Origin of the sequence: Pseudomonas rhizosphaerae, from assembly GCF_000761155.1 — a bacterium.
In the GTDB taxonomy this organism is placed as follows: Bacteria; Pseudomonadota; Gammaproteobacteria; order Pseudomonadales; family Pseudomonadaceae; genus Aquipseudomonas; species Aquipseudomonas rhizosphaerae.
In genome coordinates this window covers 2,347,733-2,368,673 of record NZ_CP009533.1, presented here as the reverse complement: position 1 = coordinate 2,368,673, position 20,941 = coordinate 2,347,733, and the positions used below count along the sequence as shown (strand labels likewise).

15 protein-coding genes and 2 pseudogenes are annotated in these 20,941 nt (G+C 61.2%); 7 read left to right on the top strand and 10 right to left on the bottom strand.

Going from position 1 to position 20,941, the window contains the following annotated elements:
• The first annotated feature begins 8 nt into the window (after window positions 1–8).
• The 3 genes and pseudogenes from LT40_RS10570 (at window position 9) to LT40_RS10560 (ending at window position 3,541) form a co-directional block, all read left to right on the top strand.
• Window positions 9–1,165 (top strand): annotated as a pseudogene (locus tag LT40_RS10570) (Gfo/Idh/MocA family protein).
• Window positions 1,162–2,241, top strand: coding sequence for a sugar phosphate isomerase/epimerase family protein (locus tag LT40_RS10565; protein WP_148308548.1), 1,080 nt, complete (start codon window positions 1,162–1,164; stop codon window positions 2,239–2,241). The pseudogene LT40_RS10570 and the gene LT40_RS10565 overlap by 4 nt, the downstream one beginning before the upstream one ends.
• A gap of 52 nt (window positions 2,242–2,293) precedes the next feature.
• Window positions 2,294–3,541, top strand: a complete 1,248-nt coding sequence (locus LT40_RS10560; RefSeq protein ID WP_043189739.1) for a nucleoside permease — start codon at window positions 2,294–2,296, stop codon at window positions 3,539–3,541.
• Between the two features lie 9 nt (window positions 3,542–3,550).
• Here the strand turns inward: LT40_RS10560 and LT40_RS10555 are convergent, their stop codons facing one another.
• The 5 genes from LT40_RS10555 to LT40_RS10535 are packed head-to-tail and all read right to left on the bottom strand — an operon-like array spanning window position 3,551 to window position 9,446.
• Window positions 3,551–5,164 carry an ABC transporter ATP-binding protein gene (locus LT40_RS10555; protein ID WP_043189737.1) on the bottom strand — a complete coding sequence of 538 codons (1,614 nt, stop codon included), beginning with the start codon at window positions 5,162–5,164 and terminating at the stop codon, window positions 3,551–3,553.
• On the bottom strand, window positions 5,157–5,978 hold the full coding sequence (locus tag LT40_RS10550; RefSeq protein WP_043189735.1) for an ABC transporter permease: 822 nt from the start codon (window positions 5,976–5,978) through the stop codon (window positions 5,157–5,159). The genes LT40_RS10555 and LT40_RS10550 overlap by 8 nt, the downstream gene beginning before the upstream one ends.
• Before the next feature lie 3 nt (window positions 5,979–5,981).
• Entirely contained in the window at window positions 5,982–6,977 is a 996-nt protein-coding gene (locus tag LT40_RS10545; protein ID WP_043189732.1) for an ABC transporter permease, read from the bottom strand.
• 5 nt (window positions 6,978–6,982) lie between these two features.
• Window positions 6,983–8,527: an ABC transporter substrate-binding protein gene (locus tag LT40_RS10540; protein ID WP_043189729.1), complete on the bottom strand. Its 1,545-nt coding sequence runs from the start codon at window positions 8,525–8,527 to the stop codon at window positions 6,983–6,985.
• Window positions 8,520–9,446 (bottom strand): homocysteine S-methyltransferase family protein, encoded by a 927-nt coding sequence (locus tag LT40_RS10535; protein ID WP_052393390.1) that lies wholly within the window; start codon window positions 9,444–9,446, stop codon window positions 8,520–8,522. The genes LT40_RS10540 and LT40_RS10535 overlap by 8 nt, the downstream gene beginning before the upstream one ends.
• Before the next feature lie 522 nt (window positions 9,447–9,968).
• On the opposite strand from LT40_RS10535, the gene LT40_RS10530 reads away from it, so the two are divergent.
• Window positions 9,969–10,847: an MBL fold metallo-hydrolase gene (locus tag LT40_RS10530; protein ID WP_043189726.1), complete on the top strand. Its 879-nt coding sequence runs from the start codon at window positions 9,969–9,971 to the stop codon at window positions 10,845–10,847.
• Between the two features lie 96 nt (window positions 10,848–10,943).
• Here LT40_RS10530 and LT40_RS10525 read toward each other — a convergent pair whose 3' ends face one another.
• Both LT40_RS10525 and LT40_RS10520 read right to left on the bottom strand, forming a co-directional pair.
• Window positions 10,944–12,044: an HlyD family secretion protein gene (locus LT40_RS10525; RefSeq protein ID WP_052393389.1), complete on the bottom strand. Its 1,101-nt coding sequence runs from the start codon at window positions 12,042–12,044 to the stop codon at window positions 10,944–10,946.
• Entirely contained in the window at window positions 12,041–13,609 is a 1,569-nt protein-coding gene (locus tag LT40_RS10520) for an MFS transporter (protein ID WP_043189725.1), read from the bottom strand. Before LT40_RS10520 ends, LT40_RS10525 begins: the two co-directional genes overlap by 4 nt.
• Before the next feature lie 35 nt (window positions 13,610–13,644).
• Between LT40_RS10520 and LT40_RS10515 the strand changes: the two genes are divergently transcribed.
• Entirely contained in the window at window positions 13,645–16,008 is a 2,364-nt protein-coding gene (locus LT40_RS10515; RefSeq protein WP_237749254.1) for a beta-glucosidase, read from the top strand.
• Between the two features lie 91 nt (window positions 16,009–16,099).
• Here the strand turns inward: LT40_RS10515 and LT40_RS10510 are convergent, their stop codons facing one another.
• Window positions 16,100–16,858, bottom strand: a complete 759-nt coding sequence (locus LT40_RS10510; protein ID WP_043189723.1) for an alpha/beta fold hydrolase — start codon at window positions 16,856–16,858, stop codon at window positions 16,100–16,102.
• A 162-nt stretch (window positions 16,859–17,020) separates the two neighbouring features.
• Here LT40_RS10510 and LT40_RS21775 point away from each other — a divergent pair.
• Window positions 17,021–17,302: pseudogene (locus LT40_RS21775) on the top strand (molybdopterin cofactor-binding domain-containing protein); the annotation flags it as partial.
• A gap of 52 nt (window positions 17,303–17,354) precedes the next feature.
• On the opposite strand, the gene LT40_RS10500 reads toward LT40_RS21775, so the two are convergent.
• The gene (locus tag LT40_RS10500; protein ID WP_043189721.1) at window positions 17,355–18,449 is read right to left on the bottom strand and encodes an NADH:flavin oxidoreductase/NADH oxidase; all 1,095 of its coding nucleotides are present in this window, start codon (window positions 18,447–18,449) and stop codon (window positions 17,355–17,357) included.
• Between the two features lie 108 nt (window positions 18,450–18,557).
• Window positions 18,558–19,616: an AraC family transcriptional regulator gene (locus LT40_RS10495; RefSeq protein ID WP_237749253.1), complete on the bottom strand. Its 1,059-nt coding sequence runs from the start codon at window positions 19,614–19,616 to the stop codon at window positions 18,558–18,560.
• 269 nt (window positions 19,617–19,885) lie between these two features.
• On the opposite strand from LT40_RS10495, the gene LT40_RS10490 reads away from it, so the two are divergent.
• Window positions 19,886–20,854: an XdhC family protein gene (locus LT40_RS10490; RefSeq protein WP_043189720.1), complete on the top strand. Its 969-nt coding sequence runs from the start codon at window positions 19,886–19,888 to the stop codon at window positions 20,852–20,854.
• Window positions 20,855–20,941: the final 87 nt, after the last annotated feature.

The following is a 20,941-nucleotide window of genomic DNA, read 5'->3' as shown; positions in this document are numbered from 1 at the left end:
AGGTCAGGATGGGCTTCGTCGGTGGCGGCGAAGGGTCTTTCATTGCCAAGGCGCATCGCCAGGCAGCGGCGTTGGATGGACGTTTCGAACTGGTGTGCGGCGCCTTCAGCCGCGACCCGCAAAACAACCAGCGCACGGGCGCCTCATTGGACCTGCCCGAAGCGCGCATCTACAGCGACTGGCGGCAGATGATCGAGACCGAATCACGCCTGCCCAGTGACCAGCGCATGCAACTGGTGGTGAACGTCACACCGAATCATCTTCATGCCCGGTCGCTCGGCAGGCCATTCAGGCAGGCTTTCACGTGTTCAGCGAAAAACCCGCCGCCTTGAACCTGGCCGAGTTGCAGGGCCTCGATCGCGTGCTGCTCGGCAGCGATCGCCTGTACGGTCTGGCCCACGTTTACCTGGGCTACCCCATGGTCTGGGAAGCCCGTGAGTTGGTGCGCAACGGCCTGATCGGCAAGGTGCGCAAAGTCATCGTCGAATACCCCCAAGGTTGGCTGAGCCAAGATATTGCCCGCGATGGCAACAAACAGGCCGACTGGCGTGACAACCCGGAACAGTCCGGCATCGGCGGCTGCATCGGCGACATCGGCACCCATGCGTTCAGTCTTGCCGAGTTCATCGCCGATCAGCAGGTGCAATCCCTGAATGCCATGCTCGGCTCCCATATCGAGGGCCGCCGGCTGGACGACGATGCCAGCATGCTGTTCAAGATGAACGACGGTGCGAGCGGCGTACTCATCGCCAGCCAGGTCTGCGCCGGCGAGGAAAACCCGCTGAAAATTCGCATCTACGGCGAGCGGGGCGGACTGGAGTGGCGTCAGGAAGAGCCGTCCAACCTGATCCATCGCTCGCTGGATCAGCCCATGCGTGTCCTGCGCTCGGGCCTCGGGCAGCCGTGGCTCAGCGCGGCTGCCACACGACGGATGCGTCTGCCGGCCGGTCATCCCGAGGGTTACCTGGAGGCGATGGCCAATCTCTACGTGGATTTCGCCGATGCCATCCAGGCCGGTGGCGGCGGCAACCAGGCGCCGGGCGTGCCGGGCATGGAGGTGGGTCTGCGTGGAATGGCCTTCATCGAAACCGCCATCGCCAGCCACCGCAGCGATGCCAAGTGGACCGAGTTGGTCTGTCCTCTGCACTCACGGAGCCTTTCATGATGAACGTTGCAACCGAACACGGACTGCGTGGACCGGGCATATTTCTGGCCCAGTTCATGTCCGACCAAGCGCCTTTCGACAGCTTGGCCAACATCGCCAGCTGGGCCGCCTCCCAGGGGTACAAGGCCATTCAATTGCCCACGCTGGGCACCCGATACATCGATCTGGAAAGAGCGGCGCACAGTCAGACGTACTGCGACGAACTCAATGCCATTTGCGCAAACGCAGGCGTGCAGATCAGCGAGCTGTCCACCCACCTGCAAGGTCAACTGGTGGCGGTGCATCCGGCTTTCGATGCGGTGTTCGACGAGTTTGCGCCGGTCCACGTGCGCGGTCGGCCCCAGGCCCGAACGCAATGGGCCAGCGACCAGCTCAAGCTTGCCGCCCGCGCCAGCCAGCGGCTGGGTCTGAAAGCCCACGCGACCTTTTCCGGTGCGCTGCTGTGGCCTTATGTCTATCCGTGGCCGCAGCGGCCAAAGGGTCTGGTCGAACAAGGGTTCGGCGAACTCGCCAGGCGCTGGCTGCCCATCCTCGATTGCTTCGAAGACGCTGGCGTCGACCTGTGCTACGAGATCCACCCCGGCGAAGATCTGCACGATGGCGCTTCGTTCGAGCGTTTTCTGCAGGCGGTGGACCACCATCCGCGGGCCGCAATTCTCTACGACCCCAGCCACCTGCTGCTGCAGCAGATGGACTATCTGGGTTTCATCGACCGCTATCACGCGCGCATCCGCATGTTCCATGTCAAGGATGCCGAGTTTCGTCCCGACTCCCGGGCGGGTGTCTACGGGGGTTATCAGGATTGGGTCGACCGGCCTGGACGCTTCCGCTCCCTGGGCGACGGTCAGGTGGATTTCAAATCGATCTTCAGCAAATTGACCCAATACGGATTCAACGGCTGGGCCGTGCTGGAGTGGGAATGCTGCCTGAAGGATTCGGCGCAAGGCGCGGGTGAGGGGGCCGTGTTCATCGAGCGCCACATGATCACACGCACCCAACGGGCCTTCGACGATTTCGCCGGGGTGTCTGCCGATGTTCATTCCAACCGGCGATTACTGGGCCTGCCTGAAGACTGAAATCTGCGAGCCTTCGACCGACACCTGCCATAACAATAAAACGGTGAGTGCAATGAAAACCATGAACGCGCGATTGAGCGTGATGATGTTCCTGCAGTTCTTCATCTGGGGCGGCTGGTTCGTCACCCTGGGTACCTTCCTGGCGACGGGACTGGGGGCAAGCGGCGGCCAGATCGGCCTGGCGTTCTCGACGCAGTCATGGGGAGCGATCATTGCGCCTTTTGTCATTGGCTTGATCGCCGACCGCTGGTTCAACGCCGAACGTATCCTCGCCGTGCTTCACCTGCTGGGCGCAGTGCTGTTGTACCAGCTGTATCGAGCGCCGGACTTCGCCGCCTTCTACCCGTACGTGCTGGCCTACATGGTGGCTTACATGCCGACCCTGGCCCTGGTGAACTCGGTCGCGTTCCGCCAGATGCAGGACCCGGCCCGCGAGTTTTCCCGCATTCGCGTGTGGGGCACCATTGGCTGGATCGTCGCCGGCGTGGTGATCAGCATGGTCTTCGCCTGGGATTCCGCCCAAGGCATCGCCGGCGGCGCACTGCGCAATACCTTCCTGATGTCGGCCATCGCGTCGCTGCTGCTAGGTCTCTACAGCTTTACACTGCCCGCCACGGCGCCCGTGCAAGCCAGCGGCGAGCGCCAGGGGCTGCGCCAGGTGTTGGGCCTGGACGCACTCGGATTGCTAAAAGATCGCAGCTATCTGATTTTCTTCCTGGCCTCGATCCTGATCTGCATTCCACTGGCCTTCTATTACCAGAACGCCAACCCGTTCCTGGCCGAGATCGGTGTTGCCAATCCCACGGCGAAAATGGCGATCGGGCAGGTGTCCGAAGTGCTGTTCATGCTTCTGCTGCCGCTGTTCATTGCCCGTTTCGGGATCAAGATCGCGCTACTGGTCGGCATGCTCGCCTGGGTGCTGCGCTACGTGCTGTTCGCCTACGGCAGTGGCGGCGAGCAAGTCGCTATGCTGCTGATCGGCATCGCGCTGCATGGCGTCTGCTACGACTTTTTCTTCGTCTGCGGGCAGATCTACACCGACGCCAAAACCCCCGAGCGCTTTCGCAGCTCGGCACAGGGGTTGATCACGCTGGCCACCTATGGGCTGGGCATGTTGATCGGGTTCTGGGTGGCGGGGAAGGTGACCGATCACTACGCATCGGCAATGCTGCATGACTGGCAGAGTATCTGGCTGTTTCCGGCCGGGTTCGCGGCGGTAGTGCTTGTAGGGTTTTGCTTGATGTTCCGGCCCGAGCCGCCTGTGCCAGCGGCTATGAACGGCAGGGAGCAGCCACGCTGAACCGTCAAGTCACCCGGCCCTCTGCATCAGCCAGTCCTGCCGCATCTGCGGCACGGCTTCGACCAGGCGCCGGGTGTAGTCGTCCAGAGGTGCGCTGAGCGCTTCAGCCGTACGGCCATGCCGAACGATGCCTCCGTCGCGTAGCACGGCGACCTCATGGGCAATTTCCCTGGCGACGTGCAGGTCATGGGTGATGAACAGATAGGACACGCCCGTTTCAGTCTGCAGCCGTCGCAGCAATGCCAACACGTCGATGGCAACCAGTGGGTCGAGGGCCGAGGTCGGTTCATCGCAGATGATCAGAGCGGGTTCTGCGGCCAGAGCCCGGGCGATGCAAACGCGTTGTTTCTGCCCACCGGAAAGGGTGTGCGGAAGTCGCTTCGCAATGCCGGCATGTAGACCGACCTGTTCAAGCAGTTCGGCCACGCGCCGTTGCCTTAGCGGTCGGCTGAGCCCGGTGAATATCTGCACGGCGCGCTCCAGTTGATCGCCAATGCAGAGTCTGGGGTTCAGTGCGTTGTCTGGAATCTGATGGACCATCTGGATCTGCTGCAGATGGTCACGGCTTCGCCGACGCAGGTCAAAGGGCAGCGTCGCGCCGTTGAGCGTCATCGAACCGCCCACGTCGCCGAGCAGGCCACAGATAGCTCTGCCCAAGGTCGACTTGCCCGATCCGGATTCACCGATCAGCGCCAGCGTGCGTCCTTTGCATAGACGCAGTGAGAGATCGTTGAGCACCGGTCGCTGCCGGTAGCTTGCGGTCAGCGAGCGGATGACCAGCAGCTCAGAGGCTGCGGCATCTGTGCTACCCAACATACGGCCCGCGCGCCCGGCATTGAGCAGATCCCGGGTGTAGCCCTGCGCCGGACGCTGGAGGATCTGCTCGGTGGTGCCATGTTCCACGCATCGCCCATGACGCAGCACCATGATCTGGTCAGCCAGTTGTGCGACCACCGCCAGATCGTGGCTGATATAGATCGCCGCAACACCTGCCTGGCGAATCACTTGAGCGATCGCTTGCAGAATCCCCAGTTGGGTGACGACGTCCAGTGCGGTGGTCGGTTCGTCGAAAACGATCAACTGCGGCGAACTGCACAGGGCCATGGCGATCATCGCGCGTTGCAGTTGCCCGCCCGAGACCTGGTGCGGATAGCGTGAAAAGAACGCCTCAGGCTGCGGCAGCGAGAACTGGGCGAACAGCTCCAGTGCCCGCGCCTTGGCGGTTTGAGCGTCCATCAGCCCGTGCAGTTGCGCGGCCTCGATCACCTGGTCTCCGATGGTAAGGGCTGGATTGAACGCCGATCCGGCGGATTGAGCGACGTAGGCAATGCGCTTGCCGCGAATTCGGCGCAACTCGGGTTCCGACAGGTGCAGAAGGTCGCGCCCTTCGAACAGGATACGTCCGCCAGCAACTGCCATCCCTTCGCGCAAATGACCCAGCAGGGCCTGCCCAATGGTCGACTTGCCCGCCCCCGATTCGCCAATCAAGCCAAGCACTTCGCCTGCCTCGAGGCTGAAGCAGACGTCGTCGACCAACAGCCGACCAGGCTCGCCCCTGGCAGCGATGCGCAGCTGCTCGACACGCAACAGCGGCGCCGTTGCGACGGGTGGGAAATTAACCATGCTTGCGAGCTCCCCATTGCCTGGTGTTGCTCCCCAGCAGCCAGTCGGCCAGGGTATTGATGCACAGCGCCAACGCGGCGATCGCCGCACCCGGCACCAGCGCTGCCCAGACCCCGAACAGGACACCGTCCTTGTTGTCCCGGGCCAGGCCGCCCCAATCGGCAGTGGGAGGTTGGATACCAAGACCCAGGAACGACAGCGCGGAAAGAAACAGCAGAATGAGCACGAACCGCAGGGCGAACTCTGCAATCAGGATCGGCAACGCATTGGGCAGGATCTCCCGCAACAGAATCCAGCCCAGGCGCTCACCGCGCATGCGCGCTACATCGATGAACTCCATGGCGGCGATGTCCACGGCGACGGCGCGGGCCACGCGCAGGATACGGGTGGCCTCCAGCACCCCGAGCACCAGAATGATCACACCCAGGGTCTTGGGCAGCGTTGCCAGAATGACCAACGCCAGAATCAACGTGGGTATGGCCATGAGCACATCGTTGACCCGCGAGATTAGTTGGTCGATCCAGCCACCTGCAGCGCCGGCGATGAAACCCAGCGTCGTGCCACACACGAAGGCCACCACCGCCGCGGCGGCGGTCACCGACAATGAAGTGCGCGTACCCCAGATCAACCGTGACAGCAGGTCGCGACCTAGGTTGTCGGTGCCCAGGGGTGCAAGAGCCGACGGCAGGTCCCATGCGGAGCCGATCACCTGATCGGGGGAGTGAGGCGCCAGCCAGGGTGCGAGGAGGGCAATGGCCACGAACAGGATCAGACCGACGATGCCGGGCACGTGAATGATTCTTGGAGCGGGCATGGACTAGTTTCCGTGGCGTAGGCGGGGATTGGTCAACAGCGCGACCACATCGGCGAACAGGTTGAGCAGGATGTAGAGGGCAGCCAGGACCAACGCACAGCCCTGTACGACCGGCACGTCGCGCTTGGCGATGCTGTCGACGAGGTATTGGCCCAAGCCGGGATACACGAAAACGTTTTCCACGATCACCACACCGACCATCAGGTACGCCAGATTCAGCACGATGACATTGATGATCGGTCCCCAGGCGTTGGGCAGCACATGGCGCCACAACACCCGCATAGGCGAGAGGCCCTTGAGCACGGCGGTGTCGACATAGCTGCTGCGCTGGGCGCTGAGCAATGCTGCGCGGGTCATGTTGCTCATGTGGCCGAGCACGGCCAGCACCAGCGTGGCCCCAGGCAGCACGATCGCCAGCAACCGCTCCGACAGCGGCATGCCCACCTGCACGCTGCTGTTGCTGGGCAGCCAGGCAAGGGTCATGGAGAAGACGAAAATCAGCAGATAGCCCGAGAAAAACTCCGGCAAGGCCACGGTCATCCGGCTCAACAGGTTCAGCAGCCCGTCGATCCAGCCGCCGTGAAAACGGACCGAAACCAGACCCATGAGCAGCGCCAGGGGCACCGCCACCAGCGCCGTGCTGCCGGCGAGGAACAAGGTGTTCTGCAGCCGTTGCGAGAGCGCAACGGAAATGTTTTCCCGTGAAGTCAGGCTGATGCCGAAGTCGCCCTGCAGGATTCCGCCCAGCCAGTGCAGATACCGCCAGCCCGCCGGCTGATCCAGCCCCAGTTGCAGCTTTAGCGTCTGGATCGCCGCAGGTGTCGCGGACTGACCGAGGATCGCGGTGGCGGTGTCGCCGGGCAGCAGGTTCAGGCCGATGAAGATCAACAGCGAGGTGGCCAGCAGCATGACCAAGCCGGCCACCAGCCGTCGCGCGATCATGCTCGCCAGCACGCTTTGCCCCTTTGCGCCTGCAGTAATGGGCAATGTTGCAGACATGGTGTCTATCCTTCCAGCCAGACTTTTTCGGCGGCGCGGTTGCCGCTCAGCGGCACACCAGGCACCGAACTGAAACCTTTCACATTGCTGCGTGTGGCCGCCAGCGCGTCGGCGTACAGCGGGATGATTTCACTGCTTTGGTCCACTAGCATCAGCTGGATGTCGTGGTAGATCTGGCGACGTTTGTCTTCATCGGTTTCGCCGCGCGCAGCCTTGACCAGCTGATCGAACGCCGGGACCCGCCAGGCCGATTCGTTCCACGGCGCATTGCTGGTGAACACCATGGACAGCAGCGCATCGGCAGTGGGCCGCGCGCCCCAGTTGGAGGTGCAGAATGGCTTCTTCAGCCAGGTATCGGTCCAGAAGGCGTCGTTGGGTACGCGCTCGATGGCCAGGGGAATACCGGCTTTCTGCGCCGACTGTTGATACAACTGAGCGGCATCTACGGCGCCCGGAAAACCGGCATCCGCCGCGTGGAGCGTGAGCGGGCCGGAGAAGCCCGCCTTTTGCCAGTGAAAGCGCGCGCGATCGGGATCGTAGAGCCGTTGCGGAATGTCCTTGGCGAAATACCGGTTCGAGGGGAAAACCGGGTTGTCGTTGCCCAACGAGCCATAACCGCCCAACACCGTATAGATCAACTGCTGCCGATCCACGGCGTACTTGAGCGCCAGCCGCCCATCAAGGGAATCGAACGGTGCGACATTGGCCAGGCCCGGCAGCGTGAAGATCTGACTGTCCTTGTCGCGGATCAGCTGGATCGATGGCATCTTTTCGATGCGACCGACAATGCGTGGGTTGACGCGATTGATGATCTGCACCGAACCGCTGACCAGCGCCGCCACCCTCGCGGTCGAATCATTCATGGCCAGGGTTTCGACCGAATCGACGTGGCCGCGGGAAGGGTTCCAGTGATTGGGGTTGCGCTTGACCAGCATGCGCACGCCCGGCTGGAAGTTTTCCAGGATGAAGGCCCCGGTACCGATGGCTTTTTCGAAGGGTTCGTTTTCGGCAGTGATCACGAAATGGACCGCCGAAAGCAATGCGATGAACTCGACGTTCGGATCTGCCAGCGTGATGGTGACTTCGTGCTCGGCGCTGGCCCGCAAGTCCGTGACCGGCTCCAGATACACCTTGACGGGCGACGACGATTTCTCGTCGCGGTGGTGATTGAGCGACCACACGACGTCTTTTGCGCTCAGCGACCGGCCATCGTGGAATTGCACGCCTTGGCGAATGTTCAGCACCCACTTGCGACCACCATCGGCGCTGGACCAGGATTCGGCGAGTGAGGGAACGATGGCTCCGGTGTCATCGACTTCCACCAGTGCGTTGAACAACTGGCTGCCGGTGACGTACATCCAGCTTTCGAACCAGAAGGCAGGGTCGAGGCGGTCGGTGGTGGAGGCGTTGTCCAACCCGACAACCAGATGCCCGCCTTTTTTCGGTTCCAGGCTGTCCTGTGCGAAGGAACGCAACGGCCAGGCAGAGGCCATCGCCGCCGTCATGGCCGCCGCGCTGGTGCCCTTGATGAAAGAACGACGATCAAACATGCAAGGCATCCTGTGCAGCGGGGGCAAGGTCAGCGTCGACCAGGGCGGTCGATAGCGCGTGAATGTGTTCCGGGCCGATGCCACAGCAGCCGCCGACGATACTGGCCCCTTGGGCGACCCACTCCTGAGCCCAGCGTAGATAGTTGTTCGGCTCGGTGTCCCGCCGCATTGCACTGAGGCCGACGTTGGCTCCACGTTTCTGATCCGACGGTTCGAAGGCGTTGGCATAGATACCCAACGCAGGCCTACTTTGGGCGCCCGCTTCGAGCAGGGCCGCACTCATGACTTCGGGCGGGCTGCAGTTGAACAGAATGGCCGCCGCGTCCAGCTGCGTCGCAGCGGCTACGGCTGCAGTGATGCTTTCCCCGGAGCGCAGTTGAGCCTTACCCTGAGCATTGAGTGCATCATCCAGCGTGAAGGAAAACCAGCGCGGACGTGGGTCGTCCTTGAGCAACTCGGCGACCAGCCGCACCTCGGCAATGGAGCTCTGGGTCTCGGCCAGCCACAGATCGACCTGGTCACTCAAGGCATCAATCAGCACCTGAAGAATTCTGGCTGCCTGCACGGGCTCGAACAAATCCGGACGATACGAACCGAGCGCAGGAGGCAACGACCCTGCAACCCGAACGCTGTGTGCAGTGGCATCGGCAGCGTCACGGGCAATCGTGCCCGCCAGACGCGCCAGTGCTGCACCGTCGCGTTCGAAGCGCACATCGCCGACGTGAAAGGGCACCACGGCGTAGCTGTTGGTCGTGATGATCTGCGCACCGGCCTCGATGAAAGCATCGTGGGCCTGCCGCACATATTCAGGTGCCTCGATCAGCGCCAGCGCTGACCATTCCGGCTGCCGAAACGGTGCGCCATTGCGCGACAACTCACGGCCCATACCGCCGTCGAGAATTTGAAGCTGTTTGGCCATGGTTGGTATCCGAGATCCAGATAAGAGGTAGGTCGGCCCTGCAGCACTGAAAGATAAGTGCTGTATTAGCGCGCAGGGATCTGACACAAAGAGCAGCGATAGTTTGTTGAAGCCCCCGCCATACATGGCGTGCTTAGATTGAATAGAAATATAAATGCTGCTGCAACTTCCATGGTGGAATAGCGAGCTGAGTTTTAGCTATATATTGAAGTACTGTTTGCTGCGCAACAGTGATTCAACACTTTGCGATGTAGCGGATCATACTTTCGCTATTGACGATTCGCTTCCGCCCACTGCGCTATCCCGCCCAGGCTCTTCCGAAAACCGTACGACCAGGAAGTCCAGCATCGCACGCAATACCGCCGATACGTGCCTGCGAGATACATACACGGCATGGCAAGCTTGTGACGTAATCCCGCGATTAGGCTTATTTCCTGAAACAAATATGCTGCAAATCTACTGTTTTCGAGCGATAAATCTCATCTAACCTCCATCCACCTTAACCCTCGAGATGGAATTTCCATGATCCGATTCATCGCACGACGTGTGTTTGCCAGCCTGATCCTGCTGGGGGGCGCAGGCGCGGCCCTGGCCGCAGAACCTCTGCGCGTAGAGGTCTACAATCCGGGCCCGGAGGCGATTTTTCCGGTGTCTTCGGTACTCGTCACCGGCGAGAAGGAGGCGGTGCTGGTCGACGCACAATTTGCCCGGCCGCAGGCCGAAGAACTGCTCAAACGCATCCACCAGAGCGGGAAAACACTGACTGCCATCTACATCAGTCACGGCGATCCCGATTACTACTTCGGCCTGCAAACCATCACCGAGGCCTTTCCCAAGGCAAAAGTGCTAGCGACCGCGCAGACCGTCGCGCACATCAAGCAAACCAAGGACAGCAAGCTGGCCTATTGGGGGCCCCAAATGGGCGACGGTGGTCCAGGCAAACTCATCGTGCCGCAGGTGCTGGAAGGCAACCGTCTCGAACTGGAAGGCCGACAGCTGCAGATCATCGGCCTGGACGGCCCGCAACCCGAGCGTACCTTCGTCTGGATACCGTCAACCAAAACGGTACTTGGCGGCGTCGTGCTTTCTAACAACATCCACGTCTGGATGGCCGACACACAAAGTGCGAAATCCCACGCCGACTGGCTGGCCACGCTGGCCCATATCGAGAAACTCAAGCCTGTGACCATCATCCCCGGCCACTTTCTGCCCGGTGAACGCAACGCAATCGACGCGGCACGCTTCACGGCGGACTACATAAAAACCTTCGATGCCGAGACAGTCAAAGCCAAGGACTCGACCGCGTTGGTCGCGGCGATGAAGGCACACTATCCGGCGTTGGGCGATGAGTCGTCACTGGAACTCAGTGCCAAGGTCGCAAAAGGTGAGATGAAATGGTAGTAGGCGAGCCGATCTAGTAACTCCAAAGCAAGTTGATCAGCCTGGGTGTTTCGAAGAGAGCAAAGTGTGAGTCGGACATGGCGCCTGATCTCTGGCTCACTCGCCACCGTCCGTATCCACCCGCATCTCCACCGACATCCCCGGACGCAAACGCTCGAACAGCGGCTGATCACGGTCGATGGCAATGCGTACGCCCAAGCGCTGGGGCACCTTGACGAAGTTACCGGTGCCGTTGTCGGCAGTCATTGCCGAGAATTCCAGGCCGGTAGCCGGGGCCATCCGCTCAACGATGCCGGTGAACGTCGTGCCGGGAAGGGCATCGACCTCGAAGTGCGCGGTCTGGCCGAGGGTGATGCCATGGGTCTGCGCTTCCTTGTAATCGGCAATTACCCAGCGGTCCGTTTCGACCAGGCTGAACAGTGCAGTACCGGCGCCGACGTAGCGGCCGACATGGGATTCGACACGGCCGAGCTGACCGTCAGCCGGCGCCACGATTCGTGTCCTGGAGAGCTGTATCCGGGCCGAGTCCAGCGCCGCTTTGGCCTGCTGCACTTTGGCATTCAACCCCTGTGCCGCCACCTCTTGGGTACGCACGTCGGCGCGCGCCACCTTGATATTGGCCTGCGCTTCGGCGAGCGCGCCTTTGGCACTGCGCAACGCCGCCAGCGCGGTGTCCCTTTCCTGGATGGACACCCCACCTTCCTTGACCAGCGCTTCGCTGCGGGCGTAATCCCCTTGGGCGCGAAGCAATTCTGCATTGGCGGTGCCGAGTGCCGCCTGGCGTGCACTCAAGGTCGCCACGGCGGACGCTTGAGACTGAGCGTTATTGGCCAGGTCGCTCTTGGCGGCGTCGAGGTCGGCGACCGCCTGCTCGACACTGGCGGCGTAACTGGCGGGGTCGATCTGCGCCAGCAGCTGGCCTTCGTGGACGGTTTCATAGTCCTTGACCAGCACGTTGGTGAGGTGCCCTGAGACCTCCGGTGCGAGAGTCGTGACATAGCCACGCACGTAAGCGTTATCGGTATAGGGACCGTCATCGCTGAAGGGAAAGAAACGCCATATGTAAAGCACCAACGTCACCGCCAGCAACGCAACCAGGGCAATTGCACCGAGCTGGATCAGGCTGGGCTTGGCAGGCTTCCAGGTATCGTCAGACGACTCGGACGGTGACGACTCGGAAGGAGAGTCCTTGCTCACGTGGGTTTCCTCTTTGGATGGCGATTGGAGTAGCTGGAATAAGCCGCGGCGGCCAGCACCACCAGTGTGGCGGCCAGTGCAATCACCAATACCAGGCGAAAGCTATTGAGGTAGCCGATCACACTGGCCTGTCGGCTCACCTGGCTGCTGAGCGTTGAAAGCGCCGACGGATCGATGCGCGGATCGGTTGCGCTCAGGCGATTGGCATAACCGGAGATCGCATAGCGTTGCGTTGCGTACTGGACGCTGTTCAGCAGGGCCGAGCCAATCACACTGCCCAGGTTCTGCGTGGCGGCGAAAATCAACACGGTCGGCACCAGTACCTGCGGACCCTGTTTCAGCACCTGCGAGACGCTGTAGAGCAGCGCTGGGCCGACGAACAGCGTGGCACCGAAGCCGATCAGGCACTGGGACACGATCAGATCCTGCGGGCGAACCGAACCGTTGCTGAAGCACGCCAGCAGCGCGCCCATGGCAATGCAGCCCAGCGCGGCGACCATCTGATACAGCAACGAACGCGGGTTCAACGTCGCCAGCATGATCACGATGCCTGCCAGCATCGCCACGGACACCCAGCCAAACAGGGCATGGTACTGATCGTTGTTGAGGCTGCGCAGTGCGAACAGGCCGGGCACACTGCTGGTCTGCACGGCCAGCGATACACGTTCCAGCAGCGCGATACCCATGAACGTACAAATATGGCGATTGCTCAACCAGCCGATGTCGATCTCGGGACGCTTGCGGCACGCCTCGACCAGCAGGGCTGCACCGATGGTCAACACAGCGCCCAGCATCAGCTCGCCAACGAATGGTGCGTCGTTCCACCAATAGGTGGACGCGGTAGCCAGCCCACATCCCAACATGACGGCGCCACACGCCACGAACACACCCGTGATCAGATCCACCCACTCGAAGGTCTTGATGCGGTAGGTAGGTGGTAGTGGATTCAGGGCCAGGATCACGATCTGCAGGACAGGTATCAGCAGCACCAACAGACGCAGAGTGGTGTTGCCGTCGGCAATGAGAAAGTCGACCGGCACCAGGCGCGCCAGTGGCTGAGCCAACTGGACACAGGCGATAGGCGTCGCCACCGCCAGAATCCGTTTGCTCTGGGGCAGCGCCGACATGAGGTAATAGACACTTGAAGCCACCGCCGTCGAGGTGGCCAGCCCGTTCGCAGCGCGGGACAGTATCGCGGTGGTCAGATTGGCGAACAGCACATCCGCCGCTGCCGCCAGAGCGTAGAGCCCCAAGGCGCCGAACAGCATGAGCGGCAACCCGAACTGCTGCCGCCCCTTGATCACGAACAGGTTGCTGCAGGCACCCACGCCGACGAACACCCCGGTGAGCCAGACCATCTCGGCCGAATACGCCGAATAGCCCCCGGCCAGTTGCGCCAGGTTTTCGGTGATCAAGCTGTTGCCGAACGTACCCGACAGGCTCATCAGCAGCGCGACGATCACATAGGCCACCCGACGGCCAAGGGTGTGCGGCGGAAGATAGGGCGCACCGGCAACGTTCGGACGTTGGTCCTCGGTGAAATGGTAAGCGTGGTCAGTGGACATGCAGGTGGGCTTCGGGAACTGGAACAATCTGGGCTTTGGTTAAGCTGAAACGATTTAGTTCGAAACGACAGTGCTGCGAATGGCGCGGCGGATCGTCGCGTGCCTTGTGGCAAGCGCGTACGCCTACGGTGCGGATGGCCCATGGCAAATTGGCTGAAACGGTTCTTCCTGTCAGGGGTCACTTGGGTAACTGGCAATTCGGAATCCGTCTAATGAAAAGTACACCGCTGAACAGTTTGCACCCCACTAGCTCTGCCGATGCCCAAGCCTTACGCGCGCAGGCTCAGCGTCTGGTCGCCGAAATGAGCGAGGACGAGAAGTTTTCCTGGTTGTCCGGCCCGATGGCCATTCCCGTTGGGGATACGCCGAAACCGGAAGGTGCCATTGGCTCCGCCGCTTATTACCCTGGCATCCCGCGCCTGGGTATTCCGGCGATGCAGCAGGCTGACGCGAGCCTTGGTATCAGTAACATCGGCAACGTGCGTCCGGGCGATCACGCCACAGGCCTGCCCAGTTCCCTGGCCTTGGGCGCTTCTTTCAACACCCGACTGGCCTACGAAAGTGGCGCCCTGGTCGGTCGCGAAGCACGCGCCAAAGGCTTCAACGTGCAGTTGGCCGGCGGCATCAACCTGGTTCGCGAACCACGCTGTGGCCGAAACTTCGAATACGTCTCCGAGGATCCAGTGCTTTCCGGTGTGATGGGTGGCCACTCGGTTGCCGGCATCCAGGCGCAGGGCGTGGTGTCCACGGTCAAGCACTTCATCGCCAACGGCCAGGAGACGGGACGGGTGATGGTGAGCTCCAATCTGTCGGAGCCTGCCATGCGCGAATCGGACCTTCTTGCGTTTCAGATCGCCATCGAATTGGGCAGCCCTGGGGCAGTGATGCCGGGGTACAACCTGATCAATGGCGACTACGCGTCGGAAAATGATTTTCTTCTCAATCACGTACTGAAGGGGCAGTGGCGTTACCCAGGCTGGGTCATGTCCGACTGGGGCGCGACCCATTCCACGGTCAAGGCGGCGCTGGCCGGACTCGACGTGCAATCGGGCGCCAACCTGGACGACCAGCAATACTTCGGTCAGGCCCTGCGCGACGCGGTCAAGGACGGCCGGGTGCCGCAATCGCGCATCGACGACATGGTCACCCGGATCCTCACCAGCCTGCTGGCAGTGGGTATTCTTGACCAGGACGCGACTGAGTCTAAGCCCCAGCCGATCGATTTCAGCGCTCACAAGCTGATCGCGCAACGTCAGGCCGAAGAAGGCATCGTGTTACTGAAGAACGATGCCGGACGCTTGCCGATCCTGCAGAAGCGCAAACGGATACTGGTCATCGGCGAGCACGCTGACCATGGCGTACTGTGTGGCGGCGGATCTTCGGCCGTCACGCCGCTGGGCAGCCTGAAGAAGGAAGGCACTACGATCATGGGCGTTGGTGTGGACAAGGTCTATCAACCTGCGCCCTTGGTCACAGCCATTGCCGAGGAGAGTTCAGCCCAAGAGGTGAGCTTCATCGACGGCAGCGACATCGATCTAGCGGCGTTCGAAGCCGGGCGCAGCGACGTGGTGATCGTGTTTGCTCAGGAGTGGCGTTCCGAAGGCCTTGATGCCGTAGGCCTTGGGCTGCCAGGCAATCAGGACGCACTGATAAGCGCGGTCGCGGCGGCCAACAGCGTAACCGTTGTGGCCATACAGTCAGGCGGTCCAGTCCTGATGCCCTGGAAGGATGAGGTGGGTGCGATCCTGGCGGTCTGGTACCCAGGTTCCGGCGCCGCTGCAGCGATCGCCGGCGTGCTGTTCGGCAGGGTCAATCCATCCGGCCATTTGCCGCTGACGTTCCCGGCCAGCGAAGCGCAATTGCCCAGACCCGAGCAGATAGACCCCGAAACCACCACGTCCAATCCCGGCATGCCGCGCAAAGGCGGCATTATCCCAATTGACTACGACATCGAGGGCTCAGACGTCGGCTATCGCTGGTTCGAGCGCGAGCAGCTCAAGCCATTGTTCCCATTCGGCTTTGGCCTGTCCTACACACAGTATGAGATTTCCAGTCTGAACGTCGCGTACGGTGACCAGATCAAGGCCTCGGTGCAGGTCATGAACAGCGGCAAACGGGCGGGCAAGTTGGTCGTGCAGTGCTACGTGGCCAAATTGGGCGATAGCGGTTTCGTCCGCAGGTTGGCGGGCTTCGTGAAAGTCGACTTGGAGGCCGGGCAGCACAGTATCGTCGAGCTGGAGTTGGAGCCTCAAGTGTTTGCGCGCTATGAGGAAGGGCCTGCAGAGGGTTGCTTCAAAATAGGCAAGGGTACTTATCGGGTATGGGCTGCACAGCATGCCGAGGCTGAGGATTCGTACACCGATGTTGTTGTACAACAGGATCGGTTGATCGCGCCGTGAGGCACTACGCCTAGGTGTCGACCGGTATTCACGTAAAGCCAGTCACTCCGTTTTTGATGAAAACCGCCTGAGCAGGCGGTTTTCAGGACGGTCATCCGCCGCACTGCGCTTTCACGAACGCCAGCATCAACGTCGCCAGCGCCTGAGGCGTCTGCATCGGCATCAGATGGCCCGCGTTGGGAATGACTTCCAACGTACTGTGGGTAAAGGCTGCCAGCGTCGTCCGGCGCTGCTCTTCAGGCCCCGGCACCTGCTCATCGAGCTCGCCACAGACCAGAAGAACCGGATAATCGATCGTCCCCAATCGGGCACTCCAATCTTCGCGACTGCCGTGATCGACCCAGGCGCGCCAGGCATCGAGGTTTACGCGCTGGGCATCGGCGATAGCGACTTCCCGGACATCGTCGGGCAAACGCAACGTGCTGGACTCATCGACGAATTCTTCGGCCTCGGCGCGTGTCTTTGCGTAAGCGCGTTGCTCGTCTCGGTCTTTATCCGTCATCGGCTGGGGGCCGGGAGGCGAGGGCGCGACCAGTACCAGCCCGTTCAGATAATCAGGCCGGCGTGACGCCAAAACAACGGCGACCTTGCCTGTCATCGAATGGCCTACCAATACACAGTTCGTTAGGCCCAGCTCACGGATGCACTGGTCCACATGCTCGACCATCGCGTCGACGCTGTAACCCTCGACGTGCGCCGCATCGCCGAATCCCGGCGTATCGATCGCCACGCAATGATGTTCATCGTCCAGATAGGGAAGAGTAGGAAACCAGGTACGGTGGGACCCACCCAGGTAGTGCATCAGCACGAAGGTGGGCGCCCCGTGGCCTTGTCTGCTGTGTGGAAGCATGGATATGACTCGTCAGGGTTTGACGATTGAGAGGGACGATGAAAGCAAAGTTCAGTTGGATTGCGAGGGCAAGAGGGGCTCCACGACGGCAGCTTGCGAGGGTCACTGGAAATGTTGCCTGAACCAACGAATCGCTCTTGCCTGACTTGCTGCAATCAATCGCAACGAGACGGGCGTATCGAAGTACTCAGCGCGGGCACCGATCTGGGTACGGGCACCTACACGATCCTCGCTCAGACCGCAGCGGAGGTACTCGACGTACCCACAAGTTCGGTCAAGGTCAGTCTGGGGGATACCGACCTGCAAGCCAGCGCCTTGGGTGGCAAGGCGGTCGGCGAGCTAGGGATCGTGGGTGTGGCCGCGGCCATTGGCAATGCGGTGTATCACGCCACCGGGAAGCGGATCCGCGATCTGCCGTTCACCATGGACAAGCTGTTGACCTGAGTGAAGCGCGCAGCGTGCGGCAGCGTGGTTGAAGCCGCACGCTCCTGCCCACTCAGGCCGACCAGTTCTGCAGCCAGAATGCATAGGGCGTGGGCAGCACCGCTTCGGGTTTCTCTATCCCCAGCTCCCGAGCAGCGTGGAAGGGCCAGTGTGGGTTGGCCAATAGCGTACGAGCGAAGAACACCAGGTCCAGCTTGTGCTCACGCACAAAAGCGTCAGCCTCTTTCGGGTCCGTGATCATCCAGCTCGTCGCAACCAGCAAGCCTGTCTCCAGCCGCACGCGTTCAGCGTACGGAACCATGAAGTTAGGGCCCCAAGGTACCGGATCATTGGCGCAGGCGAGGGCCAGCCCTACGTCGACCAGGTCCAACCCCGCTTCCTTTGCCCACTTCAGAAGCTGCAGGGATTCGGAAAACGAGTGATGTGTGTTTTCGCCGAATTCGGTCACGCCCAGGCGCATGGTCAATGGCAGATGCTCCGGCCACACCTCCCGCACCGCTTTCAGGGTTTCGAGCAGAAATCGAGCACGGTTTTCCAACGGACCGCCGTACTGATCCTCACGGACGTTCGATTGCGGTGACAGAAACGTTTGCCCGAGAAAGCCGTGTGCGAAGTGCAGTTCAAGCCACTCGAAACCGGCTTGTCGTGCACGAATGGCCGCGTCGACGAAGTCTTGTTGAGTCACCAGGATCTGATCTTGAGTCAGTTCCGCCGGTACGTAATCCGAGCCAGGCACATAGGGCAGGGGGCTGGGGGCTACCGGTGTCCATGCCTGCGGATCGAAGCGTTCCAGCGGCGCGCCTCCTTCCCAGGGCGGTGTGCAGCCTGCCTTGCGGCCTGCATGCCCAATCTGAATGCCGGGAACGCTGCCAGCCGCCTTGATCGACGCGGCAACGGCTGCAAAACCAGGTACGTGTTCGTTGCTCCACAAGCCTGCATCGCCTGGCGTGATTCGACCTTCGGGTGCTACGGCGGTGGCTTCGACGATCACCAGCCCCGCACCGCCACGTGCCAGCAGGGTGTAGTGGGCCTGGTGCCATTCGTTGAGCAGTCCATCCCGTGCCTGGTACTGGCACATGGGCGAGGCGACGATACGGTTACGCAGCGTGACGCCTTTTACGGCGAGCGGATCAAAAAGTGAGGCCATGACAGGGGCTCCGATAAAGGGGTGGCCCACGTTAAAAGGAAACACGAAATCGGGCTTGCCCTATTCAGGGTCATGATTGCCTAAAACGATTTATTTCGATTCATGAACTTATTGAACCCGCATGCGCTTGATATCGCGCTGCGGTGGATGGCCGAACAGGCGGCTGTATTCGCGACTGAATTGGGAAGAACTTTCATAGCCCACCAGACCGCCTGCGCTACTGGCATCGATGTTTTCGCTGTACATCAACTGGCGTGCAGCCTGCAGACGCAGTTGTTTCTGATACTGCAAGGGGCTCATTCCCGTGACGGTACGAAAGTGCTGTCGGAAAGTGGAAGGGCTCATATGGGCAATGGTCGCCAGATCATCCATGCGCAGCGCCTCGTTGTAATGAAGTTTGAGCCAGGCGACGGCTTTGTCGATGTTCTGCCTGGGCGACCCCGCGCTGACGACATGAAGCATATGAGGCCCGTGAGCGCCATTCATCAGCCTGATGATGATCTCTTCCTTGATCAACGGCGCCAGTGATTTAAGCAGTTCGGGGTGATCGAACAAGGCAATCAGACGTTCGAGCGCCTCCAGCACCCCGCTGTCCAGATCATTTACGGACAAGGGTTTGAAGGTTTCGTCCTTGAGCCTCTGCGACAACTGCAGCCGCTCGGCGATTTCGACGACCAGCGCATTCTCGAAGGTCAACATCATGCCCAGAAAAGGCTGTGCAACGCTGGCCTGGATGACATTGGAAATCACCGGCATATCGATGCTGGTGACCATCGATTGCCCCGGCCCATAGGTCATCAGCTCTTCGCCGACAATCACCTGTTTGCGCCCTTGCACGGTCAGGCCCAGGCCCAGACCGTAGATACAGTGCAGGGGCATGGTGAGTTTATGGCGGCGGTGCAGCGTGAGGCCAGGTACGGGCGTTTCGTGGTCACCGTCGCTGCGTGCCCACCGGCTCAGGGCCTGGGCCAGCCTGCGGGTATCATTGGTCACGAGCGGCTCGGCATTGCCGGAGGAGCTGCTTTGCAGCTCGATAGAATCGGTGGGGTGTACAAGGTGAGCCACAAGCTCTTCCTCCATGCTTGGTCTGGAAAGAGGCTGAAGAAAGTGCCAGAACGCCCTAGTCAGCGCAGCTGTTTCAAGAACATCCAAACGGATCAGGCCCACGCTGCACGACTGGGTTTCATCGACGCCAGTATTGCAGGGCAATCGAGGGGCAAATTGCCTGAACAAACGTCTTTATTGCCTATTCCGAGCATAGACCGGAATAGTAAAGCCGACCCACCGAGGTGTCAGCTCAGACCCAAGGTCCCAAGGAATAGGCAAGAACCCGCGTAGATCAGGCAATTCTGCGAGGCGACCAGCCGTCATACTAAACCGGGTAATTACGCCCCATTCGCCAGGGGATGTTGCCAACCCAGCGGACCGTAACCCCCATGAACAGTCTCGACCTCCAAGTCGTCCAGCAAGCGCAGCAATGGCTTGAGCAGGGACAATCCGTGTGCCTGTGTACCGTTCTGTCGACCTATGGCTCCGCGCCACGCGGGCCCGGTGCGATGCTGGTTGCCTTGGCAGATGGGCGTTTCTGCGGATCGCTGTCCGGCGGGTGCGTGGAAGATGATTTCCTGGAACGTCTTGGCCGTAACGAATTCGGGCCTGACAACCAGGTCGTTCGCTATGGGGAAGGGGGCTTGGCGCCGTCTTTGAAACTGCCCTGCGGTGGCGTCCTGGACGTCTTGGTTGAGCAGTTCGTCCCTGGCTGTGAGGCACTCGAACATTTTTCCCTGATGTTGCAGGCGCTCCAAGGCCAGCAGCGGATCATCCGCACGGTTTCTCTGGACACCCTTAACCGGACACTCGACGTCTGCTCTACACAGGATTCGACGGTCCATGTGTCCGATCGACAAATCATGATTCGCATCGGCGCAGCGCGGCGGCTATTGATAGCGGGGCTCTCGCCCGTCGCAGAGTTCTGCGCAAGCTTTGCCGTGTCTCTGGGTTATGAAGTGATCATCTGTGACCCTCGCCCCGAGTTGCTTGCTGGCTTTAACCTTGAAGGAGTCAAGGTCATCGAGCAACTACCGGCGACTTTCATCGCCAATGGCGGTTGCCACGCCAGTACCGCCGTCGTCGCGCTGACCCATGATCCTCGCCTGGACGACCTGACTCTACTTGAGGCGGTGAGAACGCCGGCGTTCTACATCGGCGCCATGGGATCGCAGCGCACCAGCGAGAAACGCCTGGAACGCGTGCGCCGCATCGGCGGACTGGATGATGAGACGATTGGGCGGATCAGCGCGCCCGTGGGCTTGCGGCTGGGCAGCAAAACCCCGGCGGAAATTGCCCTGGCCGTGATGGCTGACATTGTTCGGGTGGGTAATGGGGTGGGTCGAGGCGCGCTGTAGCGGATGAGCGTGGCGTGTGCTCATCGAGTGAACGCGCCTACAGCCTAGCGCTAGCTTGAAGCGCGCTTTCCTGGGCTATCCCGGTTG

What these genes read in the sequence shown, in the direction of transcription:
- LT40_RS10565 (WP_148308548.1), top strand. Translation starts at nt 1,162, where the DNA reads ATGATGAACGTTGCAACCGAACACGGACTGCGTGGACCGGGCATATTT.
- LT40_RS10560 (WP_043189739.1), top strand. Translation starts at nt 2,294, where the DNA reads ATGAAAACCATGAACGCGCGATTGAGCGTGATGATGTTCCTGCAGTTC.
- LT40_RS10555 (WP_043189737.1), bottom strand. Translation starts at nt 5,164, where the DNA reads ATGGTTAATTTCCCACCCGTCGCAACGGCGCCGCTGTTGCGTGTCGAG.
- LT40_RS10550 (WP_043189735.1), bottom strand. Translation starts at nt 5,978, where the DNA reads ATGCCCGCTCCAAGAATCATTCACGTGCCCGGCATCGTCGGTCTGATC.
- LT40_RS10545 (WP_043189732.1), bottom strand. Translation starts at nt 6,977, where the DNA reads ATGTCTGCAACATTGCCCATTACTGCAGGCGCAAAGGGGCAAAGCGTG.
- LT40_RS10540 (WP_043189729.1), bottom strand. Translation starts at nt 8,527, where the DNA reads ATGTTTGATCGTCGTTCTTTCATCAAGGGCACCAGCGCGGCGGCCATG.
- LT40_RS10535 (WP_052393390.1), bottom strand. Translation starts at nt 9,446, where the DNA reads ATGGCCAAACAGCTTCAAATTCTCGACGGCGGTATGGGCCGTGAGTTG.
- LT40_RS10530 (WP_043189726.1), top strand. Translation starts at nt 9,969, where the DNA reads ATGATCCGATTCATCGCACGACGTGTGTTTGCCAGCCTGATCCTGCTG.
- LT40_RS10520 (WP_043189725.1), bottom strand. Translation starts at nt 13,609, where the DNA reads ATGTCCACTGACCACGCTTACCATTTCACCGAGGACCAACGTCCGAAC.
- LT40_RS10510 (WP_043189723.1), bottom strand. Translation starts at nt 16,858, where the DNA reads ATGCTTCCACACAGCAGACAAGGCCACGGGGCGCCCACCTTCGTGCTG.
- LT40_RS10500 (WP_043189721.1), bottom strand. Translation starts at nt 18,449, where the DNA reads ATGGCCTCACTTTTTGATCCGCTCGCCGTAAAAGGCGTCACGCTGCGT.
- LT40_RS10490 (WP_043189720.1), top strand. Translation starts at nt 19,886, where the DNA reads ATGAACAGTCTCGACCTCCAAGTCGTCCAGCAAGCGCAGCAATGGCTT.